Annotated in this window: 14 protein-coding genes; 7 read left to right on the forward strand and 7 right to left on the reverse strand. The window is 56.8% G+C overall.

Going from position 1 to position 16,219, the window contains the following annotated elements; genetic code table 11:
• Positions 1-6: 6 nt before the first annotated feature.
• Together manY and manX are read right to left on the reverse strand one after the other, a co-directional pair.
• Entirely contained in the window at positions 7-807 is an 801-nt protein-coding gene (gene manY, locus ACOTZP_RS11390) for a PTS mannose transporter subunit IIC (RefSeq protein WP_022648448.1), read from the reverse strand.
• 47 nt (positions 808-854) lie between these two features.
• Positions 855-1,817, reverse strand: coding sequence for a PTS mannose transporter subunit IIAB (gene manX / locus ACOTZP_RS11395; RefSeq protein WP_022651434.1), 963 nt, complete (start codon positions 1,815-1,817; stop codon positions 855-857).
• A gap of 463 nt (positions 1,818-2,280) precedes the next feature.
• On the opposite strand from manX, the gene yoaE reads away from it, so the two are divergent.
• A complete protein-coding gene (gene yoaE, locus ACOTZP_RS11400) occupies positions 2,281-3,840 on the forward strand; it encodes a CNNM family cation transport protein YoaE (protein WP_023300354.1) in 1,560 nt (519 codons plus the stop codon).
• 6 nt (positions 3,841-3,846) lie between these two features.
• On the opposite strand, the gene ACOTZP_RS11405 is transcribed toward yoaE, so the two are convergent.
• From ACOTZP_RS11405 to pabB, 4 genes are all read right to left on the reverse strand, one after another.
• On the reverse strand, positions 3,847-5,445 hold the full coding sequence (locus ACOTZP_RS11405) for an EAL domain-containing protein (RefSeq protein WP_271075239.1): 1,599 nt from the start codon (positions 5,443-5,445) through the stop codon (positions 3,847-3,849).
• A gap of 130 nt (positions 5,446-5,575) precedes the next feature.
• Complete coding sequence (gene sdaA / locus ACOTZP_RS11410) at positions 5,576-6,940, reverse strand: L-serine ammonia-lyase (RefSeq protein WP_271075240.1); 1,365 nt, start codon at positions 6,938-6,940, stop codon at positions 5,576-5,578.
• 184 nt (positions 6,941-7,124) lie between these two features.
• A complete protein-coding gene (locus ACOTZP_RS11415) occupies positions 7,125-7,703 on the reverse strand; it encodes a CoA pyrophosphatase (RefSeq protein ID WP_022648443.1) in 579 nt (192 codons plus the stop codon).
• On the reverse strand, positions 7,700-9,034 hold the full coding sequence (gene pabB / locus ACOTZP_RS11420; RefSeq protein WP_032622420.1) for an aminodeoxychorismate synthase component 1: 1,335 nt from the start codon (positions 9,032-9,034) through the stop codon (positions 7,700-7,702). The genes ACOTZP_RS11415 and pabB overlap by 4 nt, the downstream gene beginning before the upstream one ends.
• A 61-nt stretch (positions 9,035-9,095) precedes the next feature.
• Between pabB and ACOTZP_RS11425 the strand changes: the two genes are divergently transcribed.
• Positions 9,096-9,275, forward strand: a complete 180-nt coding sequence (locus tag ACOTZP_RS11425; protein ID WP_022648441.1) for a YoaH family protein — start codon at positions 9,096-9,098, stop codon at positions 9,273-9,275.
• A gap of 6 nt (positions 9,276-9,281) precedes the next feature.
• Here the strand turns inward: ACOTZP_RS11425 and ACOTZP_RS11430 are convergent, their stop codons facing one another.
• Entirely contained in the window at positions 9,282-9,626 is a 345-nt protein-coding gene (locus ACOTZP_RS11430) for a RidA family protein (protein WP_022648440.1), read from the reverse strand.
• A gap of 133 nt (positions 9,627-9,759) precedes the next feature.
• Here ACOTZP_RS11430 and ACOTZP_RS11435 point away from each other — a divergent pair, with 133 nt between their 5' ends.
• The 5 genes from ACOTZP_RS11435 (at position 9,760) to rnd (ending at position 16,139) form a co-directional block, all read left to right on the forward strand.
• The gene (locus ACOTZP_RS11435) at positions 9,760-11,670 is read left to right on the forward strand and encodes an ATP-dependent DNA helicase (RefSeq protein WP_271075241.1); all 1,911 of its coding nucleotides are present in this window, start codon (positions 9,760-9,762) and stop codon (positions 11,668-11,670) included.
• Positions 11,671-11,736: 66 nt separating this feature from the next.
• A complete protein-coding gene (tsaB, locus tag ACOTZP_RS11440; RefSeq protein WP_058646899.1) occupies positions 11,737-12,432 on the forward strand; it encodes a tRNA (adenosine(37)-N6)-threonylcarbamoyltransferase complex dimerization subunit type 1 TsaB in 696 nt (231 codons plus the stop codon).
• Between the two features lie 37 nt (positions 12,433-12,469).
• Positions 12,470-13,051 (forward strand): Slp family lipoprotein, encoded by a 582-nt coding sequence (locus tag ACOTZP_RS11445; protein WP_023300347.1) that lies wholly within the window; start codon positions 12,470-12,472, stop codon positions 13,049-13,051.
• Positions 13,052-13,254: 203 nt separating this feature from the next.
• Entirely contained in the window at positions 13,255-14,940 is a 1,686-nt protein-coding gene (gene fadD, locus ACOTZP_RS11450; protein WP_421633712.1) for a long-chain-fatty-acid--CoA ligase FadD, read from the forward strand.
• Positions 14,941-15,023: 83 nt separating this feature from the next.
• Positions 15,024-16,139, forward strand: coding sequence for a ribonuclease D (gene rnd, locus ACOTZP_RS11455; RefSeq protein WP_123059168.1), 1,116 nt, complete (start codon positions 15,024-15,026; stop codon positions 16,137-16,139).
• Positions 16,140-16,219: the final 80 nt, after the last annotated feature.

Raw genomic sequence — 16,219 nt, forward strand, 5'->3', positions numbered from 1 at the left:
CACCTGTTAGTCCAGTTCGTTATCGAGATCGTTGTTACCAGCAGCCTGCGCAGGGGCACCCGCGACACGGTTGTATTTCGGGCTGAGCTGGATATAAAGAATCGCCATCACCGCACCAATCACACCCAGCGCAACCAGGTTGAAGTTGGTGAATGCAGCGGTAACGAAGCCAAGGTAGAAGAACGGCATCAGATAGCCTGCGCGCATCATGTTGATGACCATCGCGTAACCTACGACCACAATCATACCGCCCGCGATATTCAGACCGCCGGTGACCACTTCTGGTATGGCGTTCAGCATACTTTGAACTTCACTGGTCCCAACGGAAATCGCCACGATAACGGCCGGAATAGCGATACGCATCGCCTGCAGGAACAGGGACGAGACGTGGATCCAGGAGAGCGCTGTCAGGTTGCCGTTATCGGCCGCCTTATCCGCCGCGTGCTGGAAGGCAACGGTGATGGTACGAACAATGATGGTCAGCACCTGGCCTGCCGCGGCCAGTGGAATGGCCAGCGCGATACCGGCACCGATACTCTGATGACCGGCGATAACCAGAACGGTCGAAATAATGGACGCCAGCGCGGCATCTGGCGCAACTGCCGCACCGATGTTCATCCAGCCGAGGGCGATCATTTCCAGGGTACCACCGATGATGATACCGGTTTTCATGTCACCGAGAACGGCGCCAATCAACGTACAGGCCACCAGAGGGCGGTGGAACTGAAATTCATCAAGTACGGACTCCATACCCGCAATACACGCGACGATGAACACCAGCACAATCTGAAGAGTAGTAATCTCCATTGCACTTCTCCTATTACATAAGCTCTATATGAAAAACCGGCCCGGGCTTATTTCCCCACTTTGCCGATCAAATCCATCATTTTCAGTTTCTGATCCGTGGAAACCTTACGGGCTTCCAGCTCGATACCGCGTGCATTCAGCTTGTTGAAGGCCTCGATATCTTTCGCATCCACTGAAATCGCGTTGTTGACCTGCGTTTTGCCCTGACGGAAAGCCATACCGCCAATGTTAACGGAGGTGATTTTCACGCCGCCTTCAACAATGCGTTCAACGTCTGTCGGGTTGGTGAACAGAAGCATCACGCGTTCGCCCGCATATTTCGGGTTGTTGTAAACGCGGATCATTTTGGCGACATCCACGACGTGCGCGGTGACGCCCGGCGGTGCAACCTGGGTAAGAAGGGTTTTACGGACAGTGTCGGCGGCCACTTCGTCACTGACCACGATGATGCGTTGTACGTTGGTCTCTTTGGTCCAGCGCGTCGCCACCTGGCCGTGGATCAGACGGTCATCAATACGCGCAAGGCCGATAACCATGTAATCGTTCGGACCCATTGGCTTCGCCGGTGCCGCGGCTTTTGGTGCAGCAGGGGCAGGGGCAGGTTTTTCAACCGGCTGTGCTTTCAGCGCCTTCACGCCTTCGCGACCGGTTTCCACCGCCAGCGCCACCAGCTCGTCAAAGCCTGGGTTGTCGTCACGCGCCATGAAGGTTTCCACCAACATTGGGATATTTACCCCGGCGACGACTTCATAATGCTCTTTATCGACGACAATGCGGCTGGCAGCGTTGAACGGGCTGCCGCCCCATGTATCCACGAGAAACAGCACGCCTTTGCTGGTATCCAGCTTCTCAAGCTGAGCAGTGTACTTTTCAATCAGCGTCTCGGCGTTTTCACCGGGAACGAAATCGATCCAGCCGACGTTTTCCTGCTCGCCCAACAGCATTTCTGCCGTTTTGAGTAACTGCTCCGCAGCCCAACCATGTGTGCCTATGACAATAGCAATGGTCACTTGCTACCTCCTATTATTATCATTTATACGTCTGCCAGGCAGGCGTACTGAGAATCGTATTGGCGAACCGAATCGATTCAGATAAGGGTTAGAGTTCTAAAAAACCAAGACTTCCGCGAATTATTTTAGATAGTGAAAAAATAATTTATGTGATGAAGATCCGTAATTTAGCTACGCCTTACAGATTTTTCTGTAAGATAAACCACGTGTGTTACAGAAGTTTGCAAAGGAACGTAAATCTTTGCTAAAAACCCATTGTCTCTGATATGTTTAGCGTCCGTTTAATTATTCAGGAGTATAGGGCTACAGCCCACTATATGGACCGTCACCGACGTCAGTCATCTTCCAGGCCATTCCGCGCCTTATTCACCGGCGACCTTCGCCACGCATCGACCCCCATTCCCTTTGAAATGCCCGAAATTAGCGGGGCACCGTTTTGTCATTCCTTTAGCAGGAGCGTGTCATGGAATTCTTAATGGACCCGTCAATCTGGGTAGGCTTGCTTACGCTGGTCGTGCTGGAGATCGTTCTCGGTATTGATAACCTGGTGTTTATTGCCATCCTTGCGGATAAGCTGCCGCCGAAACAGCGTGATAAAGCCCGTCTGATCGGCCTCTCGCTGGCGCTGATCATGCGACTGGGCCTGCTGTCCGTGATCTCGTGGATGGTTACGCTGACTAAGCCTCTGTTCACCGTCATGGATTTCACCTTCTCCGGCCGTGATTTAATCATGCTGGTGGGGGGGCTTTTCCTGCTGTTCAAAGCTACAACAGAGCTGCATGAACGGCTGGAGAACCGGCAGCATGATGATGGCCACGGTAAGGGGTATGCCAGCTTCTGGGTGGTGGTCCTGCAGATTGTGGTGCTTGATGCGGTCTTCTCACTGGATGCGGTGATTACAGCGGTTGGCATGGTGAACCATCTGCCGGTGATGATGGCGGCGGTTGTGATTGCGATGGCGGTAATGCTGCTGGCGTCGAAACCGCTGACGCGTTTCGTCAACCAACATCCGACGGTCGTCGTGCTGTGTCTGAGTTTCCTGTTGATGATTGGTCTGAGCCTGGTGGCAGAAGGTTTTGGTTTCCATATACCGAAAGGCTACCTGTACGCCGCGATTGGCTTCTCGATTCTGATCGAGCTGTTTAACCAGATTGCGCGCCGTAACTTCATTAAGCAGCAGTCGAATCAGCCGCTGCGCGCGCGTACCGCCGATGCGATCCTGCGCCTGATGGGCGGGCGTCGTCAGGTGAACGTGCAGGCGGATAACGAGAACCGTAACCCGGTTCCGGTGCCGGAAGGCGCGTTTGTGGAAGAAGAACGCTACATGATCAACGGCGTGCTTTCGCTGGCCTCCCGCTCCCTGCGCGGCATTATGACGCCGCGCGGTGAAATCAGCTGGGTGGACGCCAACCTGAGCGTCGACGAAATTCGCCAGCAGCTGCTCTCCTCGCCGCACAGCCTGTTCCCGGTCTGTCGGGGCGAGCTGGATGAGATCATCGGTGTGGTGCGCGCGAAAGAGATGCTCGTGGCGCTGGAAGAGGGCGTCAACGTCGAGGCCGTAGCGGCCGCGTCGCCTGCCATCGTGGTGCCGGAGACGCTGGATCCGATTAACCTGCTGGGCGTGTTGCGTCGTGCTCGCGGGAGCTTTGTTATCGTCACCAACGAATTTGGTGTGGTACAAGGTCTGGTAACGCCGCTGGACGTGCTGGAAGCCATTGCCGGTGAATTCCCTGATGCGGATGAAACGCCAGAAATCGTTGCCGACGGTGACGGCTGGCTGGTGAAAGGCACCACCGACCTGCACGCGCTCTCGCACACGCTGGGCGTCGAAAACGTGGTCAATGACGATGAAGACATCGCCACGGTAGCGGGGCTGGTGATTGCCGTTAACGGGCAGATCCCGCGTATCGGTGATGTGCTTGAGCTGCCGCCGCTGCAAATTACCATCGTTGAAGCCAACGACTATCGCGTTGATATGGTTCGTATTGTTAAAGAGCACTCTGTACACGACGAAGAAGAGTAACGCTATCTAGCGTAACGGCAATAAAGGCACGATGTGTCTGTTGTGACGGGCTGGCGGAGGGTTACTTTCCGCCAGCCATTTCGGAAACTCCCGCAGCGGCATCGGCCGCGCATACAAGTACCCCTGCAAAATATGTACGCTGTGGCGGCGCAAATAGCGTGACTGCTCCTCGGTTTCAACCCCTTCTGCAACCAGTTCAATATTCAACCTCTGGCCCAGCGCAATAATAATATCCGTTACCGTTGAGTTCACGGCGTCGGTGCCGATCGCGGTGGTGAAGGATTTATCAATTTTCAGCACGTCCGGGTGAAGTTTTTCAAGCCACGAAAGAGAACTATTGCCCGTACCAAAATCATCAATCGCAAGCTTCACCCCTTTGCGATGCAGCTCCCGCACGATGCGGTAATCCACATCGAGCAACGCATCGCGTTCGGTTAACTCTACAATCAACTTTTGAACAGGGTTCGCCTTAAACCAGATGCGGTTGAGATCCCGGATCAGCGCAGCGCGGCGAAAATGGCTGGCGGCCACGTTGATGCCAATATGGAAATCCCGTGAGGCCGGGAAAAAGCCTATCTGCCGCACCGTTTCGCTGATGACGTAGCGGGTAAGCGGAACAATCAGGCTATGTTCTTCAGCCAGGGGGATAAAGACATCGGGAGAAATCCAGCCCTGACGCGGGTTGTTCCAGCGCAGGAGGATCTCGACGCCAACGCATTCCCGGGTGCGGGCGTTTACCAGCGGCTGGCAGAAGAGTTCAAACTCCCGGGCAGCCATCCCCATATTAATTTCCCAGGTGAAACTTATGCGTCGCGCCGTGGCAAGCCAGGCGATATAGCCCATCAGTAAACTGAGCATCAACGCCAGCGGTAGCTGGGTAGGCAGATTTTTCAATGCCATTTGGCCTGCCCCAGGGCCGCTGACCGTGACGCTGAAAGGGTAGTGCTGAGAAGACTGTTCCAGCAGGGAGGCGTGTTCATCGAAGGTCGGCGTATTCGTCACCTGCTGCCCGTCGCGGAGAAAATTATCGCCTACTCTCAGGACCACGTCGGTGATTTGTGGCCGCTGTGGCTCCAGAATCATTTTGGTGATGAGATCGATATTCACTACCTCCATCAACCCGTCACTGCCGTCGCCCGCAAGGGGTGACCACTGAATCAGTACCGGACTGCCCTTTAACAGCCACCGATCGGTCAACAAGATCAGCCTGGGTTCACTGGACGGAAGCATCGGCTCAATGTCACTGACGGGCATATTTCGGCTGCCAAATACGCTCGAGCAATACAGTATTCCGTCTTTGACGAGGGCGATGGAGCGCACGGTCTGGAGGATCGCCGCCTGTTTTCGCAGAATCGGATTCGCTTCAGCGCAGGGCATATCAACCAGAAAACGTAGAGTTTCACGCTGGGTTTCTAACGCAAGAAGCACCTTATCAAGCGCACGCACTGTGTGGTGAGTAAAGTCGTGGATCCGATCCTGATTAATGTTGCGCTGTGAAATAAAGCGAATGCCCAGCGTCAGGACGAGCGTAACGAGCGCAACCGTAACACAGACGATAACGCGTTTTCGGCGATAGTCTTTAATGATCGTTTGTGCAGTTTGCATGAACGGTCGCCTGATAAGCACCGGCCGGAAAAGCCAGACGCAACAGTGACAGTGTAGTGGGGAATACGTGAAGCGACGAGAGGCGGTGGGAAAATTCGCCCATCTGTTGCAGATGGGCGAAAAGGAAGGTTTAGTCGCACTGCACCTTAATGGCCAGACCGCCGCGCGAAGTCTCACGGTACTTCGCGTTCATGTCCTTGCCGGTTTCGTACATGGTTTCAATAACCTTATCCAGTGACACGCGTGGCTCGCTGGTACGGCGCATCGCCATACGCGAGGCGTTGATCGCTTTGACGGAGGCGATGGCGTTACGCTCAATGCACGGTACCTGCACCTGGCCGGCAACCGGGTCACAGGTCAGACCGAGGTTGTGCTCCATGCCGATTTCCGCCGCCACGCACACCTGCTCAGGGCTTGCGCCCAGCAGTTCCGCCAGACCGGCCGCCGCCATAGAGCAGGCCACGCCCACTTCACCCTGACAGCCTACTTCGGCACCGGAGATGGAGGCATTCATCTTGTACAGCGCGCCGATAGCGCCTGCCGCGAGGAAATAACGGATATAGATCTCCGGTGTCACGGGCTCAATAAAGTGATCGTAGTAGGCCAGCACCGCCGGAACGATACCGCACGCGCCGTTGGTTGGCGCCGTCACCACGCGACCACCCGCTGCGTTCTCTTCGTTAACCGCCAGCGCAAACATGTTCACCCAGTCAACCACATTCATCGGATCATTGGAGAATTTGTCGGTGGTGACCAGCATACGGCGAAGCGCAGAGGCACGACGCGGCACACGCAGTGGCCCAGGCAGAACCCCCTCGGTGTTCATCCCGCGGTCAATACAGGCGCGCATGGTTTGCCACACGTTAGCAAAATAGTCTTCGATCTCTTTCTTGCTGTGCAGCGCCAGTTCGTTCTGCATCACCATGCCGGAGAGGGAGAGACCGGTCTCTTTGCAATAGGCCAACATCTCGGTGGCAGATTTAAACGGATAGGGCACATTCACATCGCCCGCGCTCTCTTTGCCAAAGTGTTCTTCGTCAACGATAAAGCCGCCGCCGATGGAGTAGTAGGTTTTACTGTAGATCTCTTTTTCGCCGCTCCAGGCGTGGATGGTCATACCGTTTTCATGCAGCGGCAGGTTGTCGCTACGAAAACGCATCCCGTCATCCTGCGGGAAGTCCACTTCGTGCTGACCGTTAGCCAGCAGCAGACGACCGCGCGTTTCCACGTCGCGGATAAATGCCGGAATGGCATCAATATCAACTGTGTCCGGCATATTGCCCGCCAGACCCATAATAATGGCGATATCGGTGTGGTGGCCTTTACCCGTTAATGACAGTGAACCGTAAACGTCTACGGCGACACGGGTAACGCTTTCCAGTAATCCTTTTTCGACCAGATCATCGACGAACTGTTTACCGACCTTCATCGGCCCTACAGTGTGGGAAGAAGATGGACCAATCCCCACTTTGAACATGTCGAATATACTAATCACTTTCACACTCCTGACAGGGTTACTGGGGTTCCAGTAACGATGTTATAACTGCGCATAGTGTAAGAGGGAACACTAACCTCGGCTTAACTATTCACATGAATTAAACTAATGGTTAACGATGGTTTAGCTAATAGCGCGACGCCGATCGCAAACCTGCCAGAAAAGGGTGGAATGTAAAGTATAGTCAAGGCTTCAGGCCGATTTGTAGCGCAAGCTCACGAATGATGCCTGCCGTCATGCCCCAGACAAAATAATGCTGATACCACGACAGCCAGACCCGATGATCGTGCCCGCGGCGGTGAATATCCAGAGGATGATAGCGGCCCAGACGAAGGGCCTCTTCAAGCGGCATTTCGAACACCGCTGAAACTTCATCGACGCTGGCGTGATACTGAAGATCGGGCGGAATAATGCCGACGACCGGCGTGACCTGAAAACCGGTTACGCTGTCCACTGGCGGCAGCACGCCAATTACCTCGACCGCCTCCGGGGGGATCGCCACCTCCTCATGCGCTTCGCGCAGCGCGGCGGCAATCAGGGAAGCATCGGTGCTGTCCACCGCGCCGCCCGGAAACGCAACCTGACCGGCGTGTTTTCGCATATGCGGTGAGCGCTGGGTAAGCAACAGACCCGGCTGTTCACGACGCACGACCGGGATCAGTACCGCCGCCTGACGTTGATTCAGCGCGGCGCGGTTAACCTGGGGCCGCAGAAGCTGAAAGCGCGACAGAAAATCATCCAGCGTCAGGTTGTCTTTCTTCACCGTGAGTTCTCCAGTTGTTTCAGGATACGATTCACTTTATCAAAGGTTTCCTGATATTCCGCCCCGGCCTGGCTGTCGGCTACAATGCCGCCGCCTGCGGAACAGTAAAGGTTACCGTCGCAGGCCGTCAGGGTGCGAATAGTGATGCTGGTATCCATGGTTCCGCACAGGCTCACATAGCCGATGCTGCCGCACCAGGCGTTGCGGCGATGCGGTTCCAGTTCGTCGATGATCTCCATCGCGCGGACCTTCGGCGCGCCGGTGATGGAGCCGCCCGGAAACGCGGCGCGGAGCAGATCGCAGGCGGTCCGCGAGGCCGGCAGGCGTGCAGTGATAGTACTGACCAGATGATGTACCGCCGGGAAAGGCTCCACAACGAACAGCTCCGGCACGCGCACGCTGCCCGGCTCGGCGACGCGGCCAATATCATTGCGCATCAGATCGACAATCATCAGGTTTTCAGCGCGATCTTTCGGCGAGGCCGCCAGCGTCTCCGCCTGCTGGCGGTCGGCGTTAGCATCGGCAAGGCGCGGCAGGGTGCCCTTGATCGGGCGGGTCTGAATAATACCGTCAGCCAGATGAATAAAACGCTCAGGCGAAAGGCTGAGGATGGCGCCGTGTTCAAGGCGTAAAAATGCGCTAAACGGGGCCTTATTGCTGGCATTGAGGCGGGTAAATGCCTGCCATTCGTCTCCCCGGTACGCCGCCTGGAAACGCTGGGCAAGGTTGACCTGATAACAGTCGCCGCTGTGAAGATACGCCTGCACGCGAGAGAATTTTTCCGCATATTCCGCCGCGCTCATGTTCGAGTGCCAGCCAGAGGTCAGCATAAAGTGTTCCGCTGTGGCGGGCCGTTGCGCCTCAAGCCAGGCCAGACGCGCCTGCACGTCTCGGTGGCTAAGCAGGGAAACCGTCTGCTTACGGTGATCCACGATTAGCGCCCAGTCATACAGCCCCACCGCCATATCCGGCAGGGAAATATCCGCCTGCGCATGCTCGGGCAGCTTTTCGAAACGGCGACCCAGATCGTAACCAAACAGGCCCAGCGCGCCCCCCTGGAAAGGCAGATCCGGATCCGGTGTGGCAGATAAGCCCAGAGCATGGATCTCGTTCTGAAGCCGCATCAGCGGATCGTCCGTGGGTGACAGCGCATCGGTCGTCAGCGTTTTAACCGGGTCGGCCACCAGAATATCAAAGCGGCTGTAGGGGTGATCCGCATGCCCGGAGTGCAGCAGCATGGCAAAAGGAAGGTGGCTCAGACGGGCAAACCAGAACTCGGCGGCGTCTGCACGCCAGGGTAAGGTCATAACAGTGGGGAAGCGCATGTTCATGTATGGCATACTACCGGGTAGCGTGAAATAATTAGCGCGAATAATTTAGCAGGAGTTAACGATGTTTGCAGGTTTACCTTCTCTCAGTCATGACCAACAGCAGAAAGCGGTAGAGCGGATTCAGGAACTGATGGGCCAGGGTATGAGCAGCGGAGAAGCGATCACCGTCGTCGCTCAGGAAATTCGCGCCAGTCATACCGGCGAGCGGATAGTGGCGCGATTTGAAGATGAAGATGAATAACCGGGCTTAAACTGCCGCGATAATCTTAATCTCCACCTTATACTCCGGTTTCATCAGCGTGGCCTGTACGGTGCAGCGTACAGGCGCGTGACCCGCCACTACCCACGCATCCCAGGCTTTATTCATCTCCGCGAAGTCGTCTTTATTCGCCAGGAAAATCGTCGCGTCCAGAATGCGGGATTTATCGCTGCCCTGTTTTTCCAGTACGGCGTCGATCTGCGCCAGGGTGTTAGCGGTTTGCTCGAAGGCGTCGGCGTCCAGATTGGCAGGGACACCGGTGTAGTACAGCGTCTGGTTGTGGATCACCACATCAGACCAGCGGGCTTCGGCATCAATGCGCGTAATTGTCATAAACGTATCCTCGTTATCTTTCATCGTCAGGCGGCAAGACTGCCATATTGTTCCGCCGTCGTCACTATTTGGGGTGGCACCGGAGAGAAGGGGCTGACATAATCCCTGTGCAAAAATACAGTGAGAGAACACCGTGGCAGACGATTTTTCCCCTGAAGGTCAGTTAGCACAGGCAATTCCCGGTTTTAAACCGCGCGAACCCCAACGTCAGATGGCGCATGCCGTCGCGCACGCCATCGACAAGGCGCAGCCGCTGGTTGTGGAGGCCGGCACCGGTACGGGGAAAACCTACGCTTACCTCGCTCCTGCGCTGCGGGCGAAAAAAAAAGTGATCATCTCTACGGGATCAAAAGCGCTCCAGGATCAGCTCTACAGCCGCGATTTACCCACGGTGGCGAAAGCGCTGAAATACAAAGGGCGTCTGGCCTTGCTGAAAGGGCGTTCTAACTATCTGTGTCTGGAGCGTCTCGAACAGCAGGCACTGGCGGGCGGTGACCTGCCGGTACAAACACTCAGCGATGTGATCGTCCTGCGCGCCTGGGCCAACCAGACGGAGGAGGGGGACATCAGCACCTGCGCGAGCGTGCCGGAAGACTCCCCGGCCTGGCCGCTGGTGACCAGCACCAACGACAACTGCCTCGGCAGCGACTGCCCGCTGTATAAAGACTGCTTTGTGGTGAAAGCGCGTAAAACGGCGATGGACGCCGACGTGGTGGTGGTGAACCATCACCTGTTTCTTGCGGATATGGTGGTCAAGGACAGTGGTTTCGGCGAGCTGATCCCGGAGGCGGAGGTGATGATCTTCGATGAAGCCCATCAGCTACCGGACATCGCCAGCCAGTATTTTGGCCAGTCGCTCTCCAGCCGTCAGCTTCAGGATCTGGCGAAAGATATTACTATTGCCTATCGCACCGAGCTCAAAGATACCCAGCAGTTGCAGAAGTGCGCGGACCGCCTGGCGCAATGCGCACAGGATTTCCGCTTACAGCTTGGCGAGCCGGGCTATCGCGGCAACCTGCGCGAACTGTTCGCGGACAAAAATATCCAGCGCGCGCTGCTGCTGCTCGATGATGCCCTTGAACTCTGTTACGACGTGGCGAAGCTATCCCTCGGACGTTCAGCGCTGCTGGACGCCGCCTTCGAGCGGGCCACGCTCTACCGTGGGCGGCTGAAGCGGCTGAAAGAGATCAACCAGCCGGGCTACAGCTACTGGTATGAATGTACCTCGCGCCACTTCACCCTGGCGCTCACGCCGCTGACCGTTGCCGATAAATTCAAAGAGGTGATGGCGCAAAAGCCCGGCACCTGGGTCTTTACCTCGGCCACGCTGTCGGTCAACGACGATCTGCACCACTTTACCGAGCGTCTCGGCATTGAGCAGGCTGAATCCTTACTCCTCCCAAGCCCGTTCGACTATGAGAAACAGGCGCTGCTGTGCGTGCCACGCAATCTGCCGCTGCCTAACCAGCCAGGGGCGGCGCGCCATCTGGCGGCCATGCTAAAGCCGATGATTGAGGCCAACAACGGACGCTGCTTTATGCTCTGCACCTCTCACGCCATGATGCGCGATCTGGCCGAGCAGTTCCGCGCGACCATGACGTTGCCGGTGCTGTTGCAGGGGGAAACCAGCAAAGGCCAGCTGCTCCAGCAGTTTGTCAGCGCCGGTAATGCCCTGCTGGTGGCGACCAGCAGCTTCTGGGAAGGGGTGGACGTGCGCGGCGATACGCTCTCGCTGGTGATTATCGATAAGCTGCCATTCACATCGCCGGACGATCCGCTCCTGAAAGCACGCATGGAGGACTGCCGTCTGCGGGGGGGCGATCCGTTCGACGACGTCCAGTTGCCGGACGCGGTTATCACGCTTAAACAGGGGGTAGGGCGACTGATACGCGACGTCACCGACCGCGGAGTGCTGGTGATCTGCGACAATCGCCTGGTGATGCGCCCCTACGGCGCCACCTTCCTCGCCAGCCTGCCGCCTGCGCCGCGCACACGGGATATTAAACGCGCGGTCCGCTTCCTGGCGAACCCGACGGCGGAGTAATTCTTCCCGGAGTGTGTTAAGATGCGCGCCATTTTGTGACTGACCATTGCGAGAGCGCGACGACTGATGCGAATTCTGGCTATTGATACCGCGACAGAGGCCTGTTCCGTTGCCCTGTGGAACGACGGTACGACTTTTGCTCATTTCGAAGAGTGCCCACGGGAACACACCCAACGTATTCTGCCCCTGGTAAAAACCATTTTAACCGAGGGCAACACCGCCCTGACTGACCTCGACGCGCTGGCCTACGGCCGTGGCCCGGGCAGCTTTACGGGCGTACGTATCGGGATTGGCATTGCGCAGGGGCTGGCGCTGGGCGCTGACCTGCCGATGATCGGCGTTTCAACGCTTGCGACTATGGCTCAGGGTGCCTGGCGCATGACCGGTGCCAGCCGCGTGCTGGCCGCGATTGATGCCCGCATGGGTGAAGTCTACTGGGCGGAGTACACCCGTGACGAAAACGGCGTCTGGCACGGCGAAGAGTCGGAAGCCGTGCTTAAACCTGAAGCCGTCACCGAACGCCTGAAACAGCTCACCGGTGAGTGGGCGACGGTCGGAACCGGCTGGCCAGCATGGCCTGAGATGGCGAAGGACACCGGCCTTACGCTGGTGGACGGTAACATGCTCCTGCCTGCCGCCGAAGATATGTTGCCTGTTGCCTGTCAGCAGCTTGCCGCAGGAAAAACCGTGGTCGTTGAACACGCCGAGCCGGTTTATTTACGAAACACCGTCGCATGGAAGAAACTTCCTGGCCGCGAGTGAATCTCAGTAACAGGAACTGAGAAAAAGGAGTCGCATCATGGCGGTTCAGACTAAAGTTGTACGCTTTTTTATGGCAGGCGCGGTTGCCATAGCACTGAGCGGGTGCGTCACCGTTCCTGATGCGATCAAGGGCACCAGCCCGACGCCACAGCAGGATCTGGTACGCGTGATGAATGCTCCGGAGCTGTATGTCGGGCAGGAAGCGCGCTTTGGCGGCAAGGTGGTTGAAGTGCTAAACCAGCAGGGGAAAACCCGGCTGGAGATTGCCACCGTTCCACTGGACAGCGGCGCACGGCCTGTTCTGGGTGAAGCCTCGCGCGGGCGGATCTACGCTGACGTCAGCGGCTTCCTCGATCCGGTAGATTTCCGCGGGCAGCTGGTGACCGTCGTCGGGCCGATTACCGGTTCGGTGGCGGGGAAAATCGGCAATACGCCATACAAATTTATGACCATGCAGGTGAACGGCTACAAACGCTGGCGTATCGCCCAGCAGGTGGTGATGCCGCCACAGCCAATCGATCCGTGGATGTGGGGTCCGCATCCGTATCGTTACGGCTACGGTGGCTGGGGTTGGTACAATCCAGGCCCTGCACAGGTTCAAACAATCGTAACTGAGTAACTTACTGTTATTGTTAGGAAAGAGACAGCGGCTCAGCCGCTGTCTCTGTTTTTTTACGGACAAAACGAAAAAAAAGAGTGACGCGCTTCGCAACCTGCAATCTGAGCAATTAATAAACTGGTACGCTGAGTTAATATAATGTTAACAAACTGTTTATTATCGGGGCTGTGATGACGACGAACACTCATTTCAGAGGTGATGCATTGAAAAAGGTTTGGCTTAACCGTTATCCCGCGGATGTCCCTGCGGAGATCAATCCTGACCGTTATCAATCCCTGATTGAATTATTTGAACACTCGGTACGGCGCTACGCTGACCAGCCCGCATTTGTGAATATGAGCGAAGTGATGACTTTCCGTAAGCTGGAAGAGCGCAGCCGGGCGTTTGCGGCCTATTTACAGGAAGGATTGGGCTTGCAGAAAGGGGATCGCGTCGCGCTGATGATGCCAAACCTGCTGCAATACCCGGTGGCGCTGTTCGGGATCCTCAGGGCGGGGATGATCGTGGTTAACGTTAACCCGCTCTATACCCCACGCGAGCTGGAACATCAGTTGAATGACAGCGGTGCGGCGGCGATTGTGATTGTCTCCAACTTTGCCCACACGCTGGAAAAAGTCGCTGAAAGAACCCAGGTTAAGCACGTCATCCTGACGCGCATGGGCGACCAGCTCTCTACCGCGAAAGGTACGCTGGTCAACTTTGTCGTGAAATACGTTAAGCGGCTGGTGCCGAAATACCACCTGCCGGATGCCATCTCTTTCCGCCGCGCGCTGCATGCGGGCTATCGGATGCAGTACGTTAAGCCGGAGATCGTGTCAGAAGATCTGGCGTTCTTGCAATACACCGGCGGTACCACCGGCGTGGCTAAAGGGGCGATGCTGACCCATCGTAATATGCTGGCGAACCTTGAACAGGTGAACGCCACCTACGGGCCGCTACTGCACCCGGGCAAGGAGCTGGTGATCACCGCGCTTCCGCTGTATCACATTTTTGCGCTGACCATGAACTGCCTGCTGTTTATCGAGCTTGGCGGTCAAAACGTATTGATCACCAACCCGCGCGACATTCCGGGGCTGGTCAAAGAGCTGGCGAAATACCCGTTCACCGCCATGACCGGCGTGAACACCCTGTTTAACGCGCTGCTTAACAATAAAGAGTTCCAGCAGCTCGATTTCTCCACGCTGCATCTTTCTGCGGGCGGCGGGATGCCGGTTCAGCAGGCGGTTGCCGAGCGCTGGGTAAAACTCACCGGACAGTATCTGCTGGAAGGCTATGGTCTGACGGAGTGCGCCCCGCTGGTCAGCGTCAACCCGCATGACATCGACTACCACAGCGGCAGTATCGGTCTGCCGGTCCCGTCGACGGAAGCTAAACTGGTGGACGATGAGGGTAACGAAGTGCCTCACGGCGAACCGGGCGAGCTGTGCGTCAGAGGGCCGCAGGTGATGCTGGGCTACTGGCAGCGCCCAGATGCCACGGATGAGATCATCAAAGACGGCTGGCTGTACACCGGCGACATCGCGGTGATGGATGACGAAGGTTTTCTGCGTATCGTCGATCGCAAGAAAGACATGATCCTCGTTTCCGGTTTCAACGTCTATCCGAATGAAATCGAAGACGTGGTGATGCAGCACAGCGGCGTGCTGGAAGTGGCAGCGGTGGGGGTTCCTTCCGGCAGCAGTGGTGAAGCGGTGAAGATATTTGTGGTCAAGAAAGATCCTTCTCTTACCGAGGAAGCGCTGATAACGTTTTGTCGCCGGCAGCTGACGGGCTATAAAGTGCCGAAGCTGGTGGAATTCCGCGATGAGCTGCCGAAATCCAACGTCGGGAAGATATTACGACGAGAATTACGTGACGAAGCCCGTGCCAAAGTGGACAATAAGGCCTGAGCTTCACGTTAATCGCCCAGACGCCGGTTAAGCCGGCGTTTTTTATGGGCGCAAACAAAAGAGAGTCCGATTTGAATTACCAGATGATCACTACCAACGACGAGCTGGCTTCGCTGTGCGAGGTGACGCGTGATTTCCCCGCTATCGCCCTGGATACGGAATTTGTCCGTACCCGCACGTACTACCCGCAGCTGGGCCTGATCCAGATGTATGACGGCAAACACGTGTCGTTGATTGACCCCCTCGGCATTACCGACTGGGCGCCAATGCGCGAGCTGTTGCTTGATACCGCCGTGACCAAATATCTGCACGCCGGCAGTGAAGATCTGGAAGTCTTTCTCAACACCTTTGGCATCATGCCGCAGCCGCTGATTGATACCCAGATCCTCGCGGCGTTCAGCGGTCGTCCGCTCTCCTGGGGCTTCGCGGCGATGGTGGAAGAGTACACCGGTCTGACGCTGGATAAGAGCGAATCGCGTACCGACTGGCTCGCGCGCCCGCTGACGGCGCGTCAGCTTGAATACGCCGCGGCAGATGTATTCTACCTGCTGCCGATTGCTGGCCAGCTTATGAAAGAGGCTGAGGCGTCCGGTTGGCTGTCTGCCGCCCTGGACGAGTGCCGCATGACGCAGCAGCGTCGTCAGGAAGTGGTTGATCCGAAAGAGGCCTGGCGTGACATCACTAACGCCTGGCAGCTGCGCACCCGTCAACTGGCCTGTCTGCAACTGCTGGCTGACTGGCGGCTGCGTAAAGCGCGTGAGCGCGATCTGGCGGTTAACTTCGTGGTGCGTGAAGAACACCTGTGGGCGGTGGCGCGCTATATGCCGGGTAGCCTTGGCGAACTGGACAGCATTGGCCTTTCCGGGAGTGAGATCCGTTTCCACGGTAAAACGCTGCTCGCGCTGGTAGAGAAAGCTCAGCAGCTGCCGGAGGACGCACTGCCAGAACCACTGCTTAACCTGATGGATATGCCGGGCTACCGCAAGGCGTTCAAAGATATCAAAGCGCTGGTGCAGACGGTGGCGGGGGAAAGCAAACTGAGTGCCGAACTGCTGGCTTCACGTCGTCAGATTAACCAGCTGCTGAACTGGCACTGGAAGTTGAAACCGCAAAATGGTTTACCGGAACTGGTCGCCGGATGGCGGGGGGAACTGATGGCTGAACGCCTGAATACCCTGCTGGAAGGGTATCCGCGCTAAAGAATTGTAGCCCCGGTAAGCGTCGCGCCACCGGGGAAATTGCCGGGCGGTACGCTGCTTGCCCGGCCTACAAAACCACA

Source organism: Enterobacter cloacae complex sp. SYL001 (genome assembly GCF_049237025.1).
In the GTDB taxonomy this organism is placed as follows: domain Bacteria; phylum Pseudomonadota; class Gammaproteobacteria; order Enterobacterales; family Enterobacteriaceae; genus Enterobacter; species Enterobacter intestinihominis.